The organism is Pseudacidovorax sp. 1753 (genome assembly GCF_040544975.1).
Taxonomy (GTDB): domain Bacteria; phylum Pseudomonadota; class Gammaproteobacteria; order Burkholderiales; family Burkholderiaceae_C; genus Xenophilus.
On sequence record NZ_JBEPKY010000006.1, the window covers coordinates 144,406 to 165,031 of the forward strand.

Sequence of the window (20,626 nt, forward strand, 5' to 3'; positions counted from 1 at the left end):
GATGTCAGGAAAAGCGGGCGGAAGCGTCCTTGCTGACCCACACCTTGGCGTCGATGTCGCCAACGCGGGACAGCTCCATCTGGTACTCGTAGCGGTCGGGCCGGTACAGGCCGTGCAGCCATTGCACAGGCCGGTCGTCCACGTCGTAGATGAGGCGGCGCACGGCCAGCAGCGCCGTGCCGACCGACACATCGAGGTGCTCGGCCGTGTGGGCGTCGGCCAGCCGGGCCGAGATGCTCTGGTGGGCCCGGCCCACGCGCACGCCGGACTCCTCCAGCAGCAGCAGGATGGGCTTGCGCGCCAGCTCGCGGCGGCCGAAGCCCTGCGCCAGCGCCTGGGGCACATAGGTGGTGATGAGCGACAGCGGCCCCTCGCGCGTGCTGCGCACGCGCACCGCCTTCTGCACCTCGGCCCCGACCGGGATGGCCAGCGCCTGCGCCACCGCCTCGGAGGCGGTGATGCCCGCCACATCGAGCACCTTCACCGAGGTCTTCAGGCCCATGGTGACGAGGTTCTCGAGCAGGCCGGTGAGCGGCGTGCGGTCAGGCGCGGCGACGGAGGCATTGGACGTCGTGGGCCGCGTGCCGCGGCCGGGCTCGCGCTTGATGAGGCCCTCGCCGGACAGGCGCTCCAGCGCCTTGCGCACCGTGACGCGGGAGACCTCGAACTGCTCCATCAAGGCATGTTCGCCCGGCAGCCCCGCTTCGAAGGCGCCCTCCTCCAGCTGCTGCCGGAGCACGAGGTAGATGCGGTGGTACTTGGGAAGCGGCAGCGCCGAGGACATGGGAAATGATCGTAGGAGCCGTTTTATTGTTCTGTCAATAAGACATTTGAAGGCGGAACTTCGCGAATCTTGCAGGGACGGCGATGCGATACCGGTTCGCCAGACTGGAGGGGTATGCAGGAGTCATGCCCGCATGCCCCCCCCGTGCTTCGGTGCACGGCGGTGCGCCAAAGCCGGCGTGAGCCGCAGGGCGACCCACGGGGCTCCCCCAAGGCAGGGCGCCGCGCACACGCCTGGGGCGCGACCGCGGCCACGGGGCTGCGGCTTGGTCGCTCAGTCGCGCCCGGGCGCCGGGCCGTCGGCGGGCCACTCGCCCACGAACTCCACCGAGTGCAGCACCCGGCGCAGTTCGGGTTCGTCCGAGGACATCCAGCCCGCCAACTGCCCCTGGAAGTGGGCGACGAAGCGGCCCGCGGCATGCGAAAGACCTTCGTGCGAGCGGCGCACCAGCCCCACCACATGGCTGTGGAAGCGCTCGCGCAGCGGCAGCGCGACGACCTCATCGCGCAGCGCATCGCCCTCCACCAGGGGCCATGGGCAGAAGGTCAGCATGTCGGTCTTGCGCACCAGGCCCAGCATCAGCGAGGCCGAATGCGCCAGCTGGATGCGGTGCACGGGCGGCGCCAGGCCGTGCTGCACGAACAGGTTGTCCAGCAGGTTCACACGCTCGCCGGCGGTGAAGTTCAGCACCCAGTCCTCGTCCAGCAGTTCGGCCATCGAACGGGCCGCGGCGCGTGGATGGCCGCGACGCGCCACCACCGTCATCTCGTAGCGGAACATGGGCTGCGCATGCAGGCCCTGCATCGACTCGGTGGGGCCGAGGCGGCCGATCAGCAGGTCGAGGCTGCCTTCGCGCAGGCGCGGGTAGCCCAGTGCCGACAGGCCATCGAACATCTCCAGCTGCACATGGGGCAGCTCCTGCCGGAAGGCGGGCAGCACCCGCGGCAGCAGGGTCTGCGCCACCCAGGGCGTGATGGCCAGCGCCAGCCGCTGCGGCGCGCCCGTGTCGCGATGGCGGGCCAGCATGCCTTCGGCCTGACGCATCTCGGACAGCATGCGCTGCGCATGCGCGAGCAGCGCCTGGCCGGCGGGCGTGAGGGCGACGTGGCTGCCGCGGCGCGCGATCAGCGCCACCTGCGCATGCGCCTCGAGTTCGCGCAGGCCCTGGGTGACGGTCGCCTGCGTCACGCCGAGCGACCGGGCGGCGGCGCGGATGCCGCCCTCGGAGGCGACTGCGACGAGGTAGCGCAGCTGATGCAGCTTCATGGGCCGCGATTATGCGAAGCGACAGGCGCCGCCACGCAGTGACGGGCAATGCCTGTCTGTCGATGCGGCAAAGGCACTCCTAGACTGGCTCCGCAAAGGACGACCCCATGCCATTCGAGATCGAGACCGCCGCTGCCCTGGACCATGTGCCCCCCGAAGTGCGCGACATCGCACCGGAGATGGTGGCGCTGCGCCAGCGCATCCATGCCCACCCGGAGCTGGCCTACGAGGAACATGCCACCAGCGATCTGGTGGCCGAGCGTCTGGCGGCCTGGGGCTACGAGGTGCACCGCGGCCTGGCCGGCACCGGCGTGGTGGGCACGCTGCGCAAGGGCCAGGGCACGCGCCGCCTGGGCCTGCGCGCCGACATGGATGCGCTGCCGATTCAGGAGACCACCGGCCTGCCCTATGCGAGCCAGGTGGCCGGCAAGATGCACGCATGCGGCCATGACGGCCACACCAGCATCCTGCTGGCTGCAGCGCGCGTCATCGCGCAGCAGGCCGACTTCGACGGCACGCTGCACCTGGTCTTCCAGCCTGCCGAGGAAGGCCTGGGCGGCGGCCGCCGGATGGTGGAGGAAGGACTGTTCGAGCGCTTTCCCTGCGACGCCATCTTCGCCCTGCACAACATGCCCGGCTTTCCGGCCGGCAAGCTGGGCTTCAGGGAAGGGCCGTTCATGGCCTCGTCGGACACGGTACATGTGACCGTGAGCGGCCGCGGTGGCCATGGCTCGGCACCGCACCTGGCGACCGACCCGGTGGTGGCCGCCGCGCACATCGTCGTGGCGCTGCAGACCATCGTGTCGCGCAACGTGGATCCGCGCGAGATGGCCGTGGTGTCGGTCGGCGCCATCCACGGCGGCGATGCGCCCAACGTCATTCCCGGCACCGTCACGATGCGCCTGACGGTGCGCGCCTACCGGCCCGAGATCCGCGCCATGCTGCGCGAGCGCATCACCGCGCTGGTGCAGTCGCAGGCCGCCACGCTGGGCGTGCAGGCCGAGGTGGACTACCACTGGCGCTACCCCGCGCTGGTCAACGACGTGGCCTCCACGCGCTTCGCCCGGCAGGTCGCGGCGGACTGGCTGGGCGAGGACGGCCTGCTGCACGACCTGGCGCCGCTGACCGGCAGCGAGGACTTCTCCTTCATGCTCGAGCACTGCCCGGGCAGCTACCTCATCGTCGGCAACGGCGTGGGCGAGCACCACCACACCGGCGGCTGCATGGTCCACAACCCAGGCTACGACTTCAACGACGCCATCCTGCCCATCGCTGCCAGCTACTGGGTGGAGCTGGTGCGCCGCTTCCTGGCGCCGCAACGCTGACGCGGCCGCACCGCCCCTTTTTCTCTTCCGCTTCGCACTGCCATGACCTCCCCCCCTTCTTCCGTCACCCGCCGGCGCCTGCTGGGCGCCCTGGGCGGCGCCGCGCTCTGCCCGGCCGCATCGCTCGCCCTCGCCCAGGACGCCTATCCGACCCGGCCGATCCGCATGGTGGTGGGCTACGCGCCGGGCGGCTCGGTCGACATGGCGGCCCGCGTGGCGGCGGACATCCTGTCGGCCCGGCTCGGCGGCTCGGTGGTGATCGACAACCTGCCGGGCGCCGCCGGCGTGCTGGCCGCCCAGCGCGTGGCCGCCAGCCGCCCGGACGGCTACACGCTGCTGGCCGGATCGAGCAACGAGATGGCGGCGACGGCGCTGGTCAACCCGTCGCAGCGCTACAGCCCGCTGACCGACCTCTCGCCCATCGCGCTGATCGCCACGGCCCCCGTGCTCTTCGTCGCGGCGCCGCACACCGGCGTGAAGAACATCGACCAGCTGATCGCCCTGGTCAAGCGCAGCCCGGGCAAGTACAGCTATGGCAGCTCGGGCGTCGGCTCCACGCTGCACTTCGCAGGCGAGCTGCTCAAGCAGCGCGCAGGCATCTTCATGACGCACATCCCGTACCGCGGCACCGGGCCGCTCACCACCGACCTGGTGGGCGGCGCGCTGGACTTCGCCATGCTCTCGCCCACGGCGGCGGCGCCCTTCATCGCCAGCGGCCGGCTCGTTCCCCTGGGCATCACCTCGGCCCAGCGCTTTCCGACGCTGCCGCAGGTGCCGGCGCTGGGCGAGCACCCGCTGCTCAAGGGCTATGAACTCAATGGCTGGTTTGCGCTGGCCGGCCCGAAGCACTTTCCGGCCCCGCTCGCGCAGAAGCTGCGCGAGGCGCTGCAGGCCGGCCTGACCGACCCCGGCATGCGCCGGCGCCTGGAGGACGGCGGCTCGATCCCCGCCACGGGCAAGGAAGACCTGGCGCGGCTGATGCAGGAGGACACGGCCAAGTACGCCGAGTTGGTGAAGTTCGCGAACGTGCGCGAATGAGCGCAGTGCCAGGGCGGAGTCGTCGGCTCCGCCCCAGCGCACCGAGGCTTTCGAGGGGCTTGCCGAACAGCCCCTCTGTTGCGTCAAGGCCGATCCGGCCATGGGAGCAACCCGCACATCGAATGACGATCTGTCATCCTAGGTTGAAGGCAAATCGCTTGCCCGCATGAGGGCGCCTCTCCATGATCGGGCGCAAGAGCAAAGGACCGGCCCATTCGACGCACTTCGCGGCGGCCCGGCGGAGGCAACACCCACGACATCCCGTTCGACCCCTCGCGTCCGCAGACGCGCCATCACCGTGCCACCGCCGCGGTGGCCGAAGCGCCCCGCCCTTCCGCACTGACGCAACCGCCCCGCCTGCGTGCGCGGCTCGGTGCCGCACCGATCCGGCAGCCCCCCCCACGGCGCTGGCGACTCTTCAAGCATCCCGTTTCTTCGCAACCGCCGAGCACGCGGTGGGCGAAGCTTTGCCTGCACCTCACCATCACAAGGAGACACCATGAATGCAGCGTCGAGACCCGCCCGATCCAGGGCATGGATATGGGGCATTGGCCTCGGAATGGCCTTGGTCGGATGCGGCGGCAGCGGTGGCAGAACGCCATCGTTGCTGGGCCTGACGAGCACCTCCACATCCACCGGCACCGCATCCTCCGGCACCACGACACCCACGACACCGGACACCCCCAACGGTGGTCCGAGGTGCCAACGTGCCCGACGCGACGCTCACCGCACTTGCGGTCGGCCAGGTCGGCGCCAGCGACCGCAACTACCCCTTCTTCGCGCCCGACTTCGACCTGAAGCCCTTCGGCTTCGTGCTGGAGGAGTTCAGCATCGAGGGCAAGGCCAACATCCATGACACGCCCGCGCCCAACGGCGGCACCGGCGAGAACACCGCCGCGACGCCCTCGGCCAACGTCGTTACGCCCGACGTCCCCTACAAGTCGCGGATCATCGTCGTGCGTCCGGAGAGCGCTGCGAAGTTCAACGGCACCCACACAGCCTCTCACGAATCGGTGGAGACGTCGAACACGTTCTTAGCGACTTGGGCATCGCGTGCGCGTTTGAGTTCTGTGTCCTGTTCCGCCTCGAGCGGTCGGTGGTCTGTGCGACATCGAAGCACCTGCAGGAGAGCTCGCTTCTTTGCTCGCCGCGCCGAAGACCGTCGTCCTCGTCGAGAACCTGCAGACGGGTTGGGCATTGCCAGAGGTGCGTGGCGCGGTCGCCATGCTGCAGTCGAGAGGCGCTGCCAGCGTACTGGCTCCCTTGCCATGGCTGGGCTGCGTGATGCAAAGGTCTTGTATTGGGGCGACGCCAACACCCAAGGTTCGCCACCCCCGACGGTGCGCGTCGGGACGCGTCTCAACTCAGTCCGTGCTTATGGACGAGGCGCCACCGCTTTCGCGCCGGCTGCGTTGAGGCAGGAGCCCACGCAGTGCCCGAGCGCTTCCGGGAACGCCTGACTGAGGAGGAGCGTCCTGTCCAGAACGACCTGCAGGCGAATACGGGGAGCAGCGTGTACGGCCGCAGGAGGCGCTCGGCTGGGCCGAGGCCGTCGAAGTGTTAGCCCGAGCTATGGACGGTGCGCTCCTGATGAGAGTGTTCCGCCGTTGCCCCCTCACTCCACCGTCACGCTCTTCGCCAGATTCCGCGGCTTGTCCACATCCGTCCCCCTTGCGCAGGCCGTGTGATACGCCAGCAGCTGCAGCGGCACCACATGCAGCAGCGGTGACAGGCGGCCGTAGTGCTCGGGCATGCGGATCACATGCAGGCCTTCGCTGTTCTCGATGTGCGTGTCGCCGTCGGCCAGCACGTAGAGCACGCCGCCGCGGGCGCGCACTTCCTGCAGGTTGCTCTTGAGCTTGTCCAGCAGCGCGTCGTTGGGCGCCACGGCCACCACGGGCATCTCGCTGGTGACCAGCGCCAGGGGCCCGTGCTTGAGCTCGCCGGCGGCATAGGCCTCGGCATGGATGTAGGTCACTTCCTTGAGCTTGAGCGCGCCTTCCAGGGCAATGGGGTAGTGCAGGCCGCGGCCCAGGAAGAGCGCGTTCTCCTTGCGCGCGAAGTCCTCGGCCCAGGCCACCACCTGCGGCTCCAGTGCCAACACCGACTGCAGCGCGACGGGCAGGTGACGCATCTCCTTGAGGTAGCGCGCTTCGTCCTCCTCGCTCAGCCGGCCCTTGGACTGGGCCAGCGCCAGCGTCAGCAGGAAGAGCCCGGCCAGCTGCGTGGTGAAGGCCTTGGTCGAGGCCACCCCGATCTCCACGCCGGCCCGCGTGATGTAGGCCAGCTTGCATTCGCGCACCATGGCGCTGGTGGCCACGTTGCAGATGGTCAGGGTCTGTTCCATGCCCAGGCTGCGCGCATGGCGCAGGGCGGCCAGCGTGTCGGCCGTCTCGCCCGACTGGCTGATCGTGACCACCAGCGTGCGCGGGTTGGGCACCGAATCGCGGTAGCGGTATTCGCTGGCGATCTCCACCTGTGTCGGCACGCCGGCGATGCCCTCCAGCCAGTACTTGGCGGTGCAGCCGCTGTAGTAGCTGGTGCCGCAGGCCAGGATCAGCACCTGGTCGATCTCCTGGAACACGCGGTAGGCGCTGGCGCCGGGCTGGCCGTCCACCTCGGCGCCGTCGAAGAGCTCGGGCACGATGCCTTCGACGCCTTCCAGCGTGTCGGCGATGGCGCGAGGCTGCTCGAAGATCTCCTTCTGCATGTAGTGGCGATAGGGGCCCAGCTCGGCCGCGCCACTGTGGGCATGCACCGTGCGCACGCGGCGCTCCACCCGCTTGTGCTGGCGGTCGGCGATCCAGTACTTGCCGGGCTGAAGGTCGACCAGATCACCCTCTTCCAGGTAGACGATCTGGTCGGTCACGCCGGCCAGGGCCATGGCGTCGCTGGCCAGGAAGTTCTCGCCCTGCCCCACCCCCAGCACCAGCGGCGAGCCGGCGCGCGCGCCGACCACGCGGTGCGGCTCGTCGCGGCAGATGACGGCGATGGCATAGGCGCCATGCAGTTGCGCCACGGCGGTCTTCACGGCCTCGAACAGGTCGCCGTCGTAGGCGCTGTCGATGAGGTGGGCGATGACCTCGGTGTCGGTCTGGCTGGCGAAGACGTAGCCGCGCGCCTGCAGTTGGGTGCGCAGGCTCTCGTGGTTCTCGATGATGCCGTTGTGCACCAGTGCGATCCGCGGCGGGCGCTGGCTGTTGGGCAGCTCGCCCACGCCATGGCTGAAGTGCGGATGGGCGTTGTGCACGGCCGGCGCGCCGTGCGTGGCCCAGCGCGTGTGGGCGATGCCGGTCTGGCCCTCGATGTGCTCGGTGCTCACCTGCGTGAGCAGGTCGGCCACGCGCGAGGTGGTGCGCGCCCGCCCCAGGCCGCCGCCCGCATGCACGGCCACGCCGCAGGAGTCATAGCCGCGGTATTCCAGCCGCTGCAGGCCCTGCACCAGCAGGGGAACGATGTCGCGATGGGAGGCTGCGCCGACGATGCCGCACATGGGAAGGTCTCCGGAAAGGTGGGAGCAGCAGGCGTGCTGCCGAGGTGGGCGATGCTAGGCGAGGCAGAATGAACGTTGCTTTCGTTTTTCTTTGCTGATTGACTGTTTATTCCGTTGTCTCCGATGAATGGAATAAATCCTCATTCAAGCATCAATCATGGATTTTTTTAACCTCGATGCCATTGACCGGCGTCTGCTGGAAGCCCTCCAGCGCGATGCCTCGCGCACCAACCAGCAGCTGGCGGCCGACCTGCACCTGTCGCCTCCTACCTGTCTGCGGCGCGTGCAGCGCCTGCGCCAGTCGGGCCTGATCGCGCGCGAGGTAGCGTTACTGGACGTGGACCGCTTGGGCGCCACGCTCACGGCCATCGTGGAGATCTCGCTGGACCGGCAGGACGAGCAATCCCTGACCGCCTTCGAGGCGCGCGTTGCCCCGGACGAGGCGGTGCAGCAGTGCTACCGCGTCTCGCCCGGGCCGGACTTCGTGCTCATCGTCACCGTGCGCGACATGCCCGCCTACCAGGCGCTGGCGCAGCGACTGTTCACCAGCGATGCGAACGTGCGCAACGTGAAGGCCTTCTTCAGCGTGCGCCGGGCCAAGTTCGAGCCGCGGGTGCCGTTGGAATAGGGCACCTGCCCATTGCACCTGGACGGCGAACCCTTCTCCCCGTGCGGCAGTGGGATTGGGGGAAAGGGGATGCTTCACCCCAGCCGGGCCGCGCGCCCGCACTGCGGCCCCTCGTCCCCACCCTCTCCGGCGACGGAGAGGGAGCCGGTCATGCTGTCAGGGCTTCTTCGCGCCCTTCACGGGCCGCTTCCAGTTCGCGAAGCTCACCTGCCGCGCCCGGGCCACCGTCAACGCACCGGGCTCGGTGCTCTTGCCGATGGTCGAGCCGCCGCCGATGGTGCCGCCGGCACCGATCGTCACCGGCGCGATCAGCACGCAGTTGCTGCCCACGTGCACGTCGTCGCCGATCACCGTGCGGTGCTTGTTGGCGCCGTCGTAGTTGGCCGTGATGCTGCCGGCGCCGTAGTTGACACGCTCGCCCACCGTGGCGTCGCCCAGGTAGGCCAGGTGATTGGCCTTGGCGCCGTCGGCCAGGATCGAGTTCTTCACCTCGACGAAGTTGCCGATGTGCACCTCGCGGCCCAGTTGCGCGCCGGGGCGGAGGCGGGCGTAGGGGCCGATGAGCGCGCCCGCGCCCACGACCACGCCGGCCGCTTCGCCGGCGATGTGGGTGTAGGGATGGATCACCGCGCCGGCCTCGATGCGCGCATCCGAGATGACGCAGTGCGCGCCGATGCGCACGCCCTCGCCCAGGTTTACGCGGCCTTCGAAGATGCAGTTGATGTCGATCTCGACATCGGCGGCGCATTCCAGCTCGCCGCGCAGGTCGAAGCGCGCCGGGTCGGCCAGGCGCACGCCGGCGTCCAGCAGGCGTTCGGCCTGACGGCGTTGCCAGTCGCGCTCGAGCGCGGCCAGTTGGGACGGGCTGTTGATGCCGGCCACCTGCAGCGCGTCGGTGGTCTTCTGCGCCACCACGGCCAGACCCTCCGCCACCGCCATGCCCACCACGTCCGTCAGGTAGTACTCGCCCTGGGCGTTGTCATTGGACAGGCGCGCCAGCCAGCCCGCCAGCGCACGGGCGGGCGCGGCCATCACGCCCGAATAGATCTCTCGCACCTGGCGCTGGGCCTCGGTCGCGTCCTTGTGCTCGACGATGGCCTGCACGCCACCGGCCGCATCGCGCAGCACCCGGCCGTAGCCGGTGGGGTCGGGCAGGTCGATGGTGAGCAGCGCCAGACGCTCGCCCCCGCTGGCCTCGACCAGGGCGCGCAGCGTGTCCTCGGCGATCAGCGGTACGTCGCCCGAGAGCACCAGCACCACGCCATCGCCGGCCAGCGCCGGCACCGCCTGCTGCACGGCGTGGCCGGTGCCCAGCTGCGGCGACTGGCGCACGCAGCGCACATCGGCGCCCACCTGCCACGCCGGGATGGCGGCCTCGACCTCTTCCGCGCCATGGCCGGTGACGACCACCACGCGCCGCGCGCCCAGGCCGGCGGCCGTACGCAGCACATGGGCAAGCAGCGGCCGGCCGGCCAATCGATGCAACACTTTGGGCAGGCGACTCTTCATGCGCGTGCCCTTGCCGGCGGCCATGACGACGACATCGACGGCGATCGAGGAAAGGCTGGACGTGGTGGGTGCAATGGTCATGGTCGGTGCTGCGTCGGCAGCGTTCGAAGAGGCGGAAAGCGGTCCGCGCGAGGGGCCGCGAGGCGGCGGCAGCGGGCTGCGAAAAGTGGCGCGGATTATCGGCGCGCTGCTGCTGGCCTTCGTGCTCGGCGGCTGCAGCGCGGTGCGCCTGGCCTACAACAACCTGCCCGAGATCAGCTACTGGTGGCTGGACGGCTACCTGGACTTCGACGGCGCCCAGAGCCTGCAGGTGAAGGCGGCCCTGGCCGGACTGCAGGAGTGGCACCGCCGCGAGGAACTGCCCCGCTTCGTCGCCCTCGCCGGCCAGGCCCGCGACCTGGCGCGGGGCGACATCACGGCCACGCAGGTCTGCGCGATGTCGGATGCGGTGCAGGCCCGTCTGCTGGCCCTGGCCGTGCGCGCCGAGCCCGAGGCGACCACGCTCGCACAGAGCCTGTCGCCCGCCCAGCTCCAGGTGCTGGAGCGCAAGTTCACCCGCATCAACGGCGAGTTCCGCCGCGAATGGCTGCGCCTGCTGCCGGCCGAGGTGCAGGACAAGCGCTACGACACCTTCCTGGACCGTTACGAGGACTTCTATGGTCCGCTTGATGCGCGCCAGCGCGAGCTGCTGCGGCAACTCGTGCGCCAGTCGGCCTTCAGCCCGCAGAAGCTGGACAACGTGCGCCGGGCGCGTCAGGCGGATGTGATGGCGCTGCTCCGGGGACTGCAGCAGCAGCCCGGCCTGCCGGCGGCGGAGGCGCAGCAACGTGTGCATGCGCTGGTGATGCGCGTCTTCGAGCCGCCGCCGGGCGAATGGCGCACGCAGCAGGACGCGCTGACGCAGGAGGGCTGCCGCAACACGGCTCAACTCCACGCGGTGATGAGCCCCGCGCAACGCGAGCGGGCCGCTCAACGCATCGAGGACTACCGGCAAGACCTGATCGCACTCACCGCGCCTTGAGGCTGCGCGCGAATCAGAGTAAAGGGACCGGCCGCATGGGGCGCTCGAAGTAGTCGCCCAGCGCTTCCAGCGCGTGGGGCTCCAGGATCTCCAGCCAGCCGCCTTCCAGCCGATGCAGGCCCAGACGCTGCAGCTTGCGCAGGGTCTTGTTGGTGTGCACCAGCGACAGGCCCAGCGCGTCGGCGATGTGCTGCTGCTGGAAGGGAAACTCCAGCCGGCCCGCCTCCGTCATGCCCAGGTGCTGCGCGCGGCGGTACAAGTGCATCAGCAGCATCGCCACCCGTTCGGCCGCCGTGCGGCGTCCGGTGGTGACGAGGTTGTCGTCCACCATCTTCTCCTCGCGCGCGGCCAGCCAGGTGATGTCGTAGCCCAGCTTGGGATGCTGCAGAAAGAAGTCCCACAGCCGGTCACGGGGAAAGGTGCAGAGCACCACGTCCGAGGCGGCCTCCACGCCGTGGGTACGGCCATCGGCGAACTCGTCCTGCAGGCCGAGCAGGTCACCCGGCAAGAGGAAGTTCAGGATCTGCCGCCGCCCATCGCCGAGCGTCTTGTAGCGGAAGGCCCAGCCCGAATAGAGCGTGTAGAGCTGGTCGCTGCGCACATGCTCGCCGATGATGCGTTCTCCCGCGGCCACACGCCGGCTGCCGGTGCGCCATTCGGCGACGGCCCGGCGCTCGGGTTCGGAGAGGGCAAGAAAGGCGGGAAGGCTGCGCAGGCGGCATTCGCTGCACGGATGGCCACAGGCCGAATGGGACACCGACATCGGGCGGATGCAAGGGTTGGAGGTCGCCCAATATAGACAGTCGCCCTGTGTCTTTTGACATTCGTCCAACCCCGCTGGACGTCGGCCGTCGCCCTAAAGTGGATGGCGATGCCTGCTGACGCCCACAGCCTTTACGAGTTCTTCTACACCAGCCAACTCGATCCCCAGACCTCCCCCACTGTGGTGGGACAGATCCTGTCGAGGGCCAGGCCCCACAACGCGCAGGCGGGCGTGAGCGGACTGCTGGTGTTCGACGGCCTGCGCTTCTTCCAGCACCTGGAAGGCCCACGCGCGATGCTCGAACCGTTGATGGGCCGCATCGTCGGCGACGCCCGGCACGAGGACGTGCGCATCCTGTATGAAGGCGTGCTCGACCAGCGGCGCTACCACCGCTTCGACATGGGCTACGCCCAGACCGACGACCTCGATGCGCTTGCCGCATTGATCAGCCTCTCCGGCCTGCCCGCCGTCGAGCGCTTTTTGCATATGCGATCAGGCTTCGACATCCAGGCCTAACGGCGCGCCGACGCGCTGCATTCAAGCCGCGCGCGCCACGTCCATCCGATCTCGGGCGGCCGCGGAGCAGACCAAGCGGGACCATCCGCGGAACCGGCTGCGCCGGGCCGCAGGATGTGCCCCCTGAAAGGGGGTGGGCGGCGCGCAAAGCGCAGAGCCTGGGGGTTAGTCTTGATCCCAGGTGTAGGTCGCGCCGAAGCCGTCCCATGGCTCCATCACGATGCGTTGGCCGGCCTCGACCACCAGCGACTCGCCGGGGCCGACGACCAGGTCTTCGCTGCCCCATTGGGCCGTGGCATCGCGGGTGACCCACACGCGGCCCTGCCGCAGCCGCAGCACGCTGCGGCTCTGTGCGCGCAGGCTGATGGCCTGCCCCGCCTTGAGCTGCCAGGCGCCACGGCGCACGGCCGGCGGAATCGCGGCGGCGGGCGCGGCGATCAGGGCTTCGCGGGTCGTGGTGCACAGGGTGGCGGCGGTCATGGCGGTTTCTCCTCGTCGGGCAGCGTGTCGCCCATTGCGCCACGTCTGCTTCGGGAACCGATCATCTGCAGCAAGGCGCGGCCGGTCCAATGAAAACGCGCTAGGCTACTGATGCCGGCGACGCATCAATCGCCGCCCGCCCCTCCTGTCCGTCCCGCCCATGCAGCACTCCCAGACCCACCTGCGCACCCGGCCCATCGGCGCCGGCTACCTGCGCGCCTTCGAGGCCGTGGCCCGACATCTGAACTTCCGCGCCGCGGCGGAGGAGATGGCGCTGACCCAGTCCGCGGTCAGCCGCCAGATCCAGTCGCTCGAAGAAGAGGTGGGCGTGCCGCTCTTCCTGCGCCACACCCGGGCGGTGGAGCTGACCAGCGCCGGCGCACAGTTGCTGCTGGCCACGCAGCAGGCGCTGCCGCGCATCGACGGCGCCGTGCGGCTCATCCGCCAGAGCGCCGGCCGCAAGAGCGTGGCGCTGACCACCTTTGCCTCTTTCGCATCGATGTGGCTGATCCCGCGGCTGGAGGCCTTCCAGCAGGCGCATCCGGACATCGACATCCGCATCGATGCCAGCGATGTGGCGATGGACCTGGACCTGGCGGACATCGACATGGCCCTGCGCTACGGCCCCGCAGAAGCCATGCCGGCAGGCGCGGTGCGCCTCTTCGGCGAGACGCTGATGCCGGTGGCCAGCCCCTGGCTCATCAAGAGCAATCCGGCCATCCGTGAGCCGGCGGACATCACCCGCTTCACGTTGATCGAGGCCGGTGACGCGCACCGCACACACCTCGAATGGCTGACCTGGCGCCGCTGGTTCGAGACCAATGGCCTGGCCCGCACCCAGCCGCGGCGCTGGCTGTATTTCAACTATGCCTACCAGATGGTGCAGGCCGCGCTGTCGGGCCAGGGGGTGGTGCTGGCGCGCAGCCCGCTCATCGCCGAGAGCCTGGCCAGCGGCGACCTGGTGGAGGTGCTGCCGCGACAGCGCATGGATTCGCCCATGGCCTACTGGCTGCTGGTGGCGCCGCGCAGCACCGCACGGCCGGAGATCCGCGCCTTCTGCGACTGGCTGCGCCAACAGGCCGCGGTCACGCGCAAGACCATCGGCGACGGGCCGGACCCGGACACGCTCACGGAGTTGGACTGAACACCGGCCGCGCAGGGTGTCTGCGCGGTCGGCGCAATCGCCCATCCAGCGAGATCGGTACCCATAAGGCACCCAGAGGCGCAGGTCAGCCGACGGGCCAGACCACGCCGTTGTCGTTGAGGATCGCGTCCAGCGGCACGTCGTGCGCCTCGGGCTCGAAGTCGTCGACGAAGCCGTTGGCAAAGCCCAGGCCCACGGTGAAGGGCCGGGGCTCCAGCGCCGCCAGCGTGCGGTCGTAGAAGCCGCCGCCGTAGCCCAGCCGGTAGCCGCCGGCGCTGTAGCCCAGGCAGGGCACGAACAGCAGCGTGGGCACGATCAGCTCGGTGTCCTTGGGCTTGGGGATGTCGTAGGCATCGTTCTCCATCGGGCAGCCGGGGTACCAGACGTGGAAAGTGAGCGTCTTGGTCTCGCGGTCCACCACCGGCAGGCCGATGCGGCGGCGCTGGGGCTCTTCCATCAGCTCGCCGTCCTCCTTCCAGCGATGCAGCGCCGGCAGGGGGTCGAACTCGCCCTTGATGGGCCAGTAGGCGCCGATCACCGTGTCGGGCCGGCCCACCAGCCAGAAGCGCATCACGCGCTGCAGCAGGTCGGCGCGCTGTAGGCGGTCGGGCATCGCCAGGCGTTGCTCGATGAGCGCCGCGCGGACCTGGGACTTGAGAAAGGCCGCCGTGCCCGCGCGTTCTTCACCGTGTGCTTTGTCCATAATCCTTCGATGCAGTTTCAAGGCATTTTGTCACCCCGCCGCGGCTGGCTCGCCGCCCTGGCCCTGGTGGCCGCCACCCTCGCACCGCCAGCCTGCGCGCAGGCCAACCGCAACGACGACGTGCTGCTGCAGATGAAGCAGGCCTTCCAGCGCGGCGACAAGGCCCGCCTCACGGCCCTGCTGCCGCAGGCCCGCGGCCATGTGCTCGAACCCTGGGCCGCGTACTGGGAGCTCAAGTCGCGCCTGGGCGACGCGAGCAGCGACGAGGTCAACGCCTTCTTTGCGCGCTACCCCGGCACCTACCAGGAAGACCGCCTGCGCAACGACTGGCTGCTGCTGATGGGCCAGCGCCGCGCCTGGGACGAGTTCGCCGCCGCGCATGCGGCCTTCCGCATGAACGACGACCGCGAGGTGCAGTGCTATGCCGTGCTGGTCGATGCGCTGCGCAGCGGTCGCGCCACCACGGCGCAGGTCGAGCAGGTGCGCCGCAACTGGCTGGCGCAGCGCGACCTGGACGACGGTTGCCTCACCGCCGCCGATCGGCTGATCGCCGCCGGCGCCATGCCGAAGTCCGACGCCTGGAAGAAGGCGCGCATCGCCATGGAGGCCAATCGCCCCAGCGCCGCCCGCGCGGCCATCAACCTCGTCGCGCCCGAGGCGCTGCCCACCTTCGACCAGGTCAACGCCAGCGCCGTCAAGTTCCTGCTCGGCGCGGCCTCGGCCGCCTCCCGTGGCCGCAAGGAGATGGTCGTGCTGGCGCTGCTGCGCATGGCCGTGGCCGATCCCGACACCGCCGCCGCGCAGCTCGACAGCAAGTGGGGCCCGATGCTCAGCCCCGAAGAGCGCAACTGGGTCTGGGGCAGCATCGGCCGCCAGGCCGCGCAGAAGCTCTCGCCGCAGGCCTTCGGCTACTTCGCCAACGTCAGCAAGAACGGCGACCTGACCGACGACATGCTCGGCTGGAAGGTGCGCGCATCGCTGCGCATGGGCCAGTGGAAGGAGGTCGACGCCGCCGTCCGCGCCATGAGCGAAGAGGCGCAGCAGGACCCGACCTGGACCTACTGGCGCGCCCGCGCCCTGCTGGCCCAGGGCGGCGAACGCCGCCAGCAGGAGGCCCGCACGCTGCTGGAGACCATCGCCGGCACGCGCGGCTTCTACGAGCTGCTCGCGCTCGAAGAACTGGGCCAGCGCGCCCAGGTGCCCACGCCGCCCGCGCCCCTCACGCCCGAGGAGCGCGCCGCCGCGCAGAACAACCCCTCGCTGCAGCGCGGCCTCTACGCCATCGCCATGGGCCTGCGCCCCGAGGGCGTGCGCGAGTGGAACTACGCCACCAACCTGCACGACCGCGGCGGCATGGACGACCGCGCACTGCTGGCCGCGGCCGACCTGGCCTGCCAGCGCGAGGTGTGGGACCGCTGCATCAACACCAGCGAACGCACCAAGGGCACCATCGACGCGGTGCAGCGCTTTCCCATGCCCTTCCACGACACGGTGCTGCGCAAGAGCCAGGACATCGGCCTGGACCCGGCCTATGTCTACGGCCTGATCCGCCAGGAAAGCCGCTTCATCATGGATGCGCGCTCGGGCGTCGGCGCCTCGGGCCTGATGCAGGTGATGCCCGCCACCGCACGCTGGACGGCGCGCAAGATCGGCCTGCCCTACTCGCCGGACATGATCACCGACCGCGAGACCAACATCACCATCGGCACCAACTACCTCAAGCTGGCGCTGGACGACTTCGACGGCTCCATGCCGCTGGCCGCCGCCGCCTACAACGCCGGCCCGGGCCGGCCGCGCAACTGGCGCAACGGGCCGGTGCTCGACGCCGCCATCTGGGCCGAGAACATTCCCTTTGCCGAGACGCGCGACTACGTGAAGAAGGTGATCGCCAACACCACCAACTATGCGGCGCTGATCTACGGCCGGCCGCAGTCCATCAAGGACCGCCTGGGCAGCGTGGGCCCGCGCAACCCGACAGAGCCCGAACCCAACAAGGACCTGCCCTGAACCGCTGAACCACCCGAAGCGCCATGGACTGGATGGACATCGTCGCCGACACGCTGGCCACCGAGTTCTCGGACGTGCCCGACCTGGCCCAGCTGGTGCGCATCGTGGTGCGGCTGCTGCTGGCGGCGCTGCTGGGGCTGCTGCTGGGCTTCGAGCGCGAGTACGAGGGCAAGGCCGCCGGGGTGCGCACGCACATGCTGGTGGCCATCGGCTCGGCGCTGTTCGTGCTGGTGCCGCAGCAGGCCGGCATCGAGCCGGCCGACATGAGCCGCGTGATCCAGGGCCTGGTGGCTGGGGTCGGCTTCCTGTGCGCCGGCACCATCCTCAAGCGTGGCCGCAATGAGGAGCAGGTGGAAGGCCTGACCACCGCCGCCGGCCTGTGGATGACGGCCGCCATCGGCATGGCCTGCGGGCTGGGTCGCGAGGTGACGGCCATCCTGAGCGCGCTGCTCGGCTTGGCGGTGCTGCAGGCCATGCCGCGGCTGGTGATCTGGGTGAGCCGCAGGGCCGGGCCGCTGCGCGGCGCCGACCGCATGGACAAGACGCGGATGACCGCCAGCCGGGGCGTCGACACCAAGCAGGGCCGCAGCACGAGGGACTGAGCGATGCGCTGGCGCCGGATGCCGCCACGCGGCGGCAGCGAAGCCGCTGGCACGGCACGGCACGGCACGGCACGGCACGCATCAATCTCCGCCATTTTTTGCATCGATGGGCCGGGGAATCGCCCCTAGCATGCCTCTCGCCCGCTCTTTCACTCAGCCCCGGAGATCTCCATGTCCACCCTCCAGCTCTACATCGGCAACAAGAACTACTCGTCCTGGTCCATGCGCCCCTGGGTGCTGATGAAGCAGGCGGACATCCCCTTCGAGGAGGTGATGGTGCGCTTCGACAGCTTCGAGGCCGACTCGCGCTTCAAGGCCGTGGTGGGTGCCGTCAACCCGACGGGCAAGGTGCCGGTGCTGGTGGATGGTCCGGTGGTGGTGTGGGACACGCTGGCCATCGCCGAATACCTGGCCGAGCGCTTCCCCGACAAGCAGTTGTGGCCTGCCGACGTCGCGGCCCGCGCACATGCCCGCAGCATCTGCGCCGAGATGCATGCCGGCTTCGGCGCCCTGCGCAACCACTGCGGCATGAACATCGAGGCCTCGCTGCCCGAGGTGGGCGCCCGCCTGATGCGCGAAGAGCCGGCCGTGGTCGCCGACCTGGCGCGCATCTGCCAGATGTGGGAAGGCCTGCTGCAGCGGCATGGCGGCCCCATGCTCTTCGGCGAATTCGGCATTGCCGATGCGTACTACGCGCCGGTGGCCACGCGCATCCGCACCTATGCGCTGCCCGTGCCCGCCGCCATCGATGCCTACATCGACCGCCTCTACGCGCGGCCCGGCGTGAAGGCCTGGATCGACGAGGCGCTGGCCGAACACGACTTCGTCCCGATGGACGAGCCCTACCGTACCTCGCGCGACTGAGCCACTCAGCCGCTGAGCGAAAGAGCGACCAAGCGGGCAGGCGGAAGCGCCACCGATCAGCGGTGCGCCCGCCCCTACACTGCCCCGATGCAGAAGTTTCTTGTGGGCGGCGCCATCCGCGATGCGCTGTTGGGGCGGCCCGGCAGCGACCGCGACTGGGTGGTGGTGGGCGCGACCCCGCAGCAGATGCTGGACGCCGGCTACTTGCCGGTGGGCCGCGACTTTCCGGTCTTCCTCCACCCCGACACGCGCGAGGAATACGCCCTTGCGCGAACCGAGCGAAAGAGCGGTCCGGGCTACCGCGGCTTCGTGGTCCATGCCGCGCCCGAGGTCACGCTGGACGAGGACCTGGCCCGCCGCGACCTGACCATCAATGCCATCGCCCTGGCCGCCGATCTGGCCGACACCAAACCGCTGCGCACCGACGCCCTCGTCGACCCCTTCCACGGCCAGCGCGACCTGCAGCAGAAGGTGCTGCGCCATGTGACCGACGCCTTCCGCGAGGACCCCGTGCGCATCCTGCGCCTGGCGCGCTTCGCCGCCAAGCTGCACGACTTCAGCGTGGCGCCCGAGACCCTGGCGCTGATGCGCGGCATGGTCGAGGCCGGCGAAGTCGATGCCCTGGTGCCCGAACGCGTGTGGCAGGAACTGGCCCGGGGGCTGATGGAGCCGAAGCCTTCGCGCATGTTCGAGGTGCTGCGCGCCTGTGGCGCCCTGCGCGTGCTGCTGCCGGAAGTGGACCGCCTGTGGGGCGTGCCCCAGCGCGCCGAGCACCACCCCGAGGTCGACACCGGCGTGCACCTGATGATGGTGCTGAACATGAGCGCCCGCCTGAAGGCCCCGCTGCCCGTGCGCTTCGCCTGCCTCACGCACGACCTCGGCAAGGGCACCACGCCCGCCGACGTGCTGCCGCGCCACATCGGCCACGAACAGCGCAGCGCGCGCCTCTTGGCCGGCCTGTGCGAGCGCTGGCGCGTGCCCACCGAGGTGCGCGAACTGGCCGACGTCGTGGCACGCGAGCACGGCAACATCCACCGCAGCGGCGAACTGGGCCCGGCCGCCCTGCTGCGCCTGCTGGAGCGCTGCGACGCCCTGCGCCGGCCCGAGCGCTTTGCAGACGCCCTGCTGGCCTGCGAATGCGACGCCCGCGGTCGCCGGGGCTTCGAGGAGCGGCCCTACCCGCAACGCGAACGGCTGCTGGCCGTCCTCGCTGCCGTGCAGTCCGTCGCCACCGAGCCCATCGCCCGGGAAGCCCAGGCCCGCGGCGCCAAGGGGCCCCAGATCGGGCAGGCGATCCAGGCGGCGCGCGAAGCGGCGATTTCAGGGATGACGGGCTGATCCCGCGGGTGGACCGGCAACGTCGGGCATGGGGCGCAGCACAAGCTCCACGGCACTGTCCGCCACCGACACCCGCGGCGCTTCGGGATCCGCGTCCCAGCCGTTGATGCGGCGCACCTGCAGCACCCAGCGGCCGCCGCCGCGCAGATCGACGCGGGCCGTCACGGCATTGCCGTACTCACGGCAGCCCGCGCCGGCCGCTTCGTCGGCCAGCTTGAAGGGCGGGTCGCCCTTGCGCACGGGCACCGCCGACAGCAGCGTCAGGCAGGCCGCGCGGTTGACCCGGAGCTGCGATTCGCCGTCGATCCGCAGACCGACCACCGTGGCTGCGGCTTCGGCAATGAATCCGGCCCGGCCGACGAAGACGATCAGGCCGAGCAGGAGGCCCACGAAGACGGTGCTGACCAACGAGGCGCCCTTTCCCAATCCGGGCAGTGCATTGATCACGGTGAGCAGGCATGGCGCCGCCAACAGCGCGAGCCAGACTCCCCACTCTGGCACGTCGGGGTCCAGCACGCCGAGCTTCAGAAGCCCGATCAAGGCGCCAAGGGCGAGCGCACAGCCCCCCGTACCGCTCGCCAGCACTCTCAGCGTAGCGCGCCACCATCTCGCCCTCCTTGCCCGAATCAGTCGAAAGAGCGCCCCAGCCACCACGGCGAGTGCGATGACCAAGCCTCCGATCCATCCCGAAGCGTCACGCGTGGTCCTCGCGACAATCCATATGGCGAATGCCAGAAACGCCACCAACTGTGTGAGCACGGCCTCCTTGAAGCCGAGACGCGGAAGTTCATACAGCGCGGTGATCCAGACCGGCGCCTGCAAAAGAATCCACAGGCTCACCAAGCCCAGCAGCACGACCAGCGCGACGGCCGCCCCGAAACCGATCGACACGCTCGCCTCCGGGCCATAGCCGATCAACATGCAGTAGCGGTGCACCACCGCAGCGCCCGCCATCACCGACAGCGCGCTCAGCGCCGCCATCGGCACTTCCTGGAGCGTGGCAAAGAGGTTGCGCACGACCGGCCACCAGAACGACCGCGATGGCCCTTGAGTGCTGCGCTTTCGCGCAGCCATCCGCGCGGATGGCTTGATGGACATGGGGTGGCTTTCAGCAGTTCTCACAGACTCCCTCCTCCTTGACGGAC

General features: G+C 69.9%; 19 protein-coding genes. 11 read left to right on the plus strand and 8 right to left on the minus strand.

Translation table 11 applies throughout. The features are described from left to right. Positions 1-4: 4 nt before the first annotated feature. Positions 5-784, minus strand: a complete 780-nt coding sequence (locus ABIC63_RS09190; RefSeq protein ID WP_354319529.1) for a GntR family transcriptional regulator — start codon at positions 782-784, stop codon at positions 5-7. Between the two features lie 273 nt (positions 785-1,057). Next, positions 1,058-2,050, minus strand: coding sequence for a LysR family transcriptional regulator (locus ABIC63_RS09195; RefSeq protein ID WP_294375356.1), 993 nt, complete (start codon positions 2,048-2,050; stop codon positions 1,058-1,060). Between the two features lie 107 nt (positions 2,051-2,157). Between ABIC63_RS09195 and ABIC63_RS09200 the strand changes: the two genes are divergently transcribed. The 3 genes from ABIC63_RS09200 to ABIC63_RS29915 all read left to right on the plus strand — a co-directional run bounded on the left by ABIC63_RS09200 (position 2,158) and on the right by ABIC63_RS29915 (position 5,873). Continuing rightward, positions 2,158-3,375: a M20 aminoacylase family protein gene (locus tag ABIC63_RS09200; RefSeq protein ID WP_476348299.1), complete on the plus strand. Its 1,218-nt coding sequence runs from the start codon at positions 2,158-2,160 to the stop codon at positions 3,373-3,375. Between the two features lie 42 nt (positions 3,376-3,417). After that, positions 3,418-4,413 (plus strand): Bug family tripartite tricarboxylate transporter substrate binding protein, encoded by a 996-nt coding sequence (locus tag ABIC63_RS09205; protein WP_294375353.1) that lies wholly within the window; start codon positions 3,418-3,420, stop codon positions 4,411-4,413. A gap of 707 nt (positions 4,414-5,120) precedes the next feature. Further along, a complete protein-coding gene (locus ABIC63_RS29915; RefSeq protein ID WP_502935858.1) occupies positions 5,121-5,873 on the plus strand; it encodes an alpha/beta hydrolase domain-containing protein in 753 nt (250 codons plus the stop codon). Positions 5,874-6,028: 155 nt separating this feature from the next. Here ABIC63_RS29915 and glmS read toward each other — a convergent pair whose 3' ends face one another. Further along, complete coding sequence (gene glmS, locus ABIC63_RS09220) at positions 6,029-7,906, minus strand: glutamine--fructose-6-phosphate transaminase (isomerizing) (RefSeq protein ID WP_354319530.1); 1,878 nt, start codon at positions 7,904-7,906, stop codon at positions 6,029-6,031. A 157-nt stretch (positions 7,907-8,063) separates the two neighbouring features. Here glmS and ABIC63_RS09225 point away from each other — a divergent pair, with 157 nt between their 5' ends. Next, positions 8,064-8,534 carry an Lrp/AsnC family transcriptional regulator gene (locus ABIC63_RS09225; protein ID WP_354319531.1) on the plus strand — a complete coding sequence of 157 codons (471 nt, stop codon included), beginning with the start codon at positions 8,064-8,066 and terminating at the stop codon, positions 8,532-8,534. Positions 8,535-8,690: 156 nt separating this feature from the next. Here the strand turns inward: ABIC63_RS09225 and glmU are convergent, their stop codons facing one another. Continuing rightward, a complete protein-coding gene (gene glmU / locus ABIC63_RS09230) occupies positions 8,691-10,124 on the minus strand; it encodes a bifunctional UDP-N-acetylglucosamine diphosphorylase/glucosamine-1-phosphate N-acetyltransferase GlmU (protein WP_354319532.1) in 1,434 nt (477 codons plus the stop codon). An 85-nt stretch (positions 10,125-10,209) separates the two neighbouring features. Here glmU and ABIC63_RS09235 point away from each other — a divergent pair, with 85 nt between their 5' ends. After that, positions 10,210-11,064, plus strand: a complete 855-nt coding sequence (locus ABIC63_RS09235) for a DUF6279 family lipoprotein (protein ID WP_354319533.1) — start codon at positions 10,210-10,212, stop codon at positions 11,062-11,064. Between the two features lie 13 nt (positions 11,065-11,077). On the opposite strand, the gene ABIC63_RS09240 is transcribed toward ABIC63_RS09235, so the two are convergent. Further along, positions 11,078-11,827, minus strand: coding sequence for a Crp/Fnr family transcriptional regulator (locus ABIC63_RS09240; protein WP_354319534.1), 750 nt, complete (start codon positions 11,825-11,827; stop codon positions 11,078-11,080). A 108-nt stretch (positions 11,828-11,935) separates the two neighbouring features. Between ABIC63_RS09240 and ABIC63_RS09245 the strand changes: the two genes are divergently transcribed. After that, positions 11,936-12,343: a BLUF domain-containing protein gene (locus ABIC63_RS09245; RefSeq protein ID WP_294373295.1), complete on the plus strand. Its 408-nt coding sequence runs from the start codon at positions 11,936-11,938 to the stop codon at positions 12,341-12,343. A gap of 165 nt (positions 12,344-12,508) precedes the next feature. On the opposite strand, the gene ABIC63_RS09250 is transcribed toward ABIC63_RS09245, so the two are convergent. Continuing rightward, the gene (locus ABIC63_RS09250) at positions 12,509-12,823 is read right to left on the minus strand and encodes a DUF2917 domain-containing protein (RefSeq protein ID WP_354319535.1); all 315 of its coding nucleotides are present in this window, start codon (positions 12,821-12,823) and stop codon (positions 12,509-12,511) included. A 160-nt stretch (positions 12,824-12,983) separates the two neighbouring features. Between ABIC63_RS09250 and ABIC63_RS09255 the strand changes: the two genes are divergently transcribed. Then, positions 12,984-13,967, plus strand: coding sequence for a LysR substrate-binding domain-containing protein (locus ABIC63_RS09255; RefSeq protein WP_354319536.1), 984 nt, complete (start codon positions 12,984-12,986; stop codon positions 13,965-13,967). Positions 13,968-14,052: 85 nt separating this feature from the next. Here the strand turns inward: ABIC63_RS09255 and ABIC63_RS09260 are convergent, their stop codons facing one another. Beyond that, positions 14,053-14,670, minus strand: coding sequence for a 5-formyltetrahydrofolate cyclo-ligase (locus ABIC63_RS09260; protein WP_114801292.1), 618 nt, complete (start codon positions 14,668-14,670; stop codon positions 14,053-14,055). Between the two features lie 9 nt (positions 14,671-14,679). Between ABIC63_RS09260 and ABIC63_RS09265 the strand changes: the two genes are divergently transcribed. From ABIC63_RS09265 to ABIC63_RS09280, 4 genes are all read left to right on the plus strand, one after another. Continuing rightward, entirely contained in the window at positions 14,680-16,677 is a 1,998-nt protein-coding gene (locus ABIC63_RS09265; protein WP_354319538.1) for a lytic transglycosylase domain-containing protein, read from the plus strand. A gap of 23 nt (positions 16,678-16,700) precedes the next feature. Further along, entirely contained in the window at positions 16,701-17,279 is a 579-nt protein-coding gene (locus tag ABIC63_RS09270; protein ID WP_354319539.1) for an MgtC/SapB family protein, read from the plus strand. Positions 17,280-17,450: 171 nt separating this feature from the next. After that, positions 17,451-18,143 carry a glutathione S-transferase family protein gene (locus ABIC63_RS09275; RefSeq protein ID WP_354319540.1) on the plus strand — a complete coding sequence of 231 codons (693 nt, stop codon included), beginning with the start codon at positions 17,451-17,453 and terminating at the stop codon, positions 18,141-18,143. 87 nt (positions 18,144-18,230) lie between these two features. Further along, positions 18,231-19,481: a multifunctional CCA addition/repair protein gene (locus tag ABIC63_RS09280; RefSeq protein WP_354319541.1), complete on the plus strand. Its 1,251-nt coding sequence runs from the start codon at positions 18,231-18,233 to the stop codon at positions 19,479-19,481. Here the strand turns inward: ABIC63_RS09280 and ABIC63_RS09285 are convergent. Next, positions 19,464-20,579 carry a hypothetical protein gene (locus tag ABIC63_RS09285; protein WP_354319542.1) on the minus strand — a complete coding sequence of 372 codons (1,116 nt, stop codon included), beginning with the start codon at positions 20,577-20,579 and terminating at the stop codon, positions 19,464-19,466. The genes ABIC63_RS09280 and ABIC63_RS09285 overlap by 18 nt on opposite strands. Positions 20,580-20,626 lie beyond the last annotated feature (47 nt).

What these genes read in the sequence shown, in the direction of transcription:
- ABIC63_RS09190 (WP_354319529.1), bottom strand. Translation starts at nt 784, where the DNA reads ATGTCCTCGGCGCTGCCGCTTCCCAAGTACCACCGCATCTACCTCGTG.
- ABIC63_RS09195 (WP_294375356.1), bottom strand. Translation starts at nt 2,050, where the DNA reads ATGAAGCTGCATCAGCTGCGCTACCTCGTCGCAGTCGCCTCCGAGGGC.
- ABIC63_RS09200 (WP_476348299.1), top strand. Translation starts at nt 2,158, where the DNA reads ATGCCATTCGAGATCGAGACCGCCGCTGCCCTGGACCATGTGCCCCCC.
- ABIC63_RS09205 (WP_294375353.1), top strand. Translation starts at nt 3,418, where the DNA reads ATGACCTCCCCCCCTTCTTCCGTCACCCGCCGGCGCCTGCTGGGCGCC.
- glmS (WP_354319530.1), bottom strand. Translation starts at nt 7,906, where the DNA reads ATGTGCGGCATCGTCGGCGCAGCCTCCCATCGCGACATCGTTCCCCTG.
- ABIC63_RS09225 (WP_354319531.1), top strand. Translation starts at nt 8,064, where the DNA reads ATGGATTTTTTTAACCTCGATGCCATTGACCGGCGTCTGCTGGAAGCC.
- glmU (WP_354319532.1), bottom strand. Translation starts at nt 10,124, where the DNA reads ATGACCATTGCACCCACCACGTCCAGCCTTTCCTCGATCGCCGTCGAT.
- ABIC63_RS09240 (WP_354319534.1), bottom strand. Translation starts at nt 11,827, where the DNA reads ATGTCGGTGTCCCATTCGGCCTGTGGCCATCCGTGCAGCGAATGCCGC.
- ABIC63_RS09245 (WP_294373295.1), top strand. Translation starts at nt 11,936, where the DNA reads ATGCCTGCTGACGCCCACAGCCTTTACGAGTTCTTCTACACCAGCCAA.
- ABIC63_RS09250 (WP_354319535.1), bottom strand. Translation starts at nt 12,823, where the DNA reads ATGACCGCCGCCACCCTGTGCACCACGACCCGCGAAGCCCTGATCGCC.
- ABIC63_RS09255 (WP_354319536.1), top strand. Translation starts at nt 12,984, where the DNA reads ATGCAGCACTCCCAGACCCACCTGCGCACCCGGCCCATCGGCGCCGGC.
- ABIC63_RS09260 (WP_114801292.1), bottom strand. Translation starts at nt 14,670, where the DNA reads ATGGACAAAGCACACGGTGAAGAACGCGCGGGCACGGCGGCCTTTCTC.
- ABIC63_RS09265 (WP_354319538.1), top strand. Translation starts at nt 14,680, where the DNA reads ATGCAGTTTCAAGGCATTTTGTCACCCCGCCGCGGCTGGCTCGCCGCC.
- ABIC63_RS09270 (WP_354319539.1), top strand. Translation starts at nt 16,701, where the DNA reads ATGGACTGGATGGACATCGTCGCCGACACGCTGGCCACCGAGTTCTCG.
- ABIC63_RS09275 (WP_354319540.1), top strand. Translation starts at nt 17,451, where the DNA reads ATGTCCACCCTCCAGCTCTACATCGGCAACAAGAACTACTCGTCCTGG.
- ABIC63_RS09280 (WP_354319541.1), top strand. Translation starts at nt 18,231, where the DNA reads ATGCAGAAGTTTCTTGTGGGCGGCGCCATCCGCGATGCGCTGTTGGGG.
- ABIC63_RS09285 (WP_354319542.1), bottom strand. Translation starts at nt 20,579, where the DNA reads ATGTCCATCAAGCCATCCGCGCGGATGGCTGCGCGAAAGCGCAGCACT.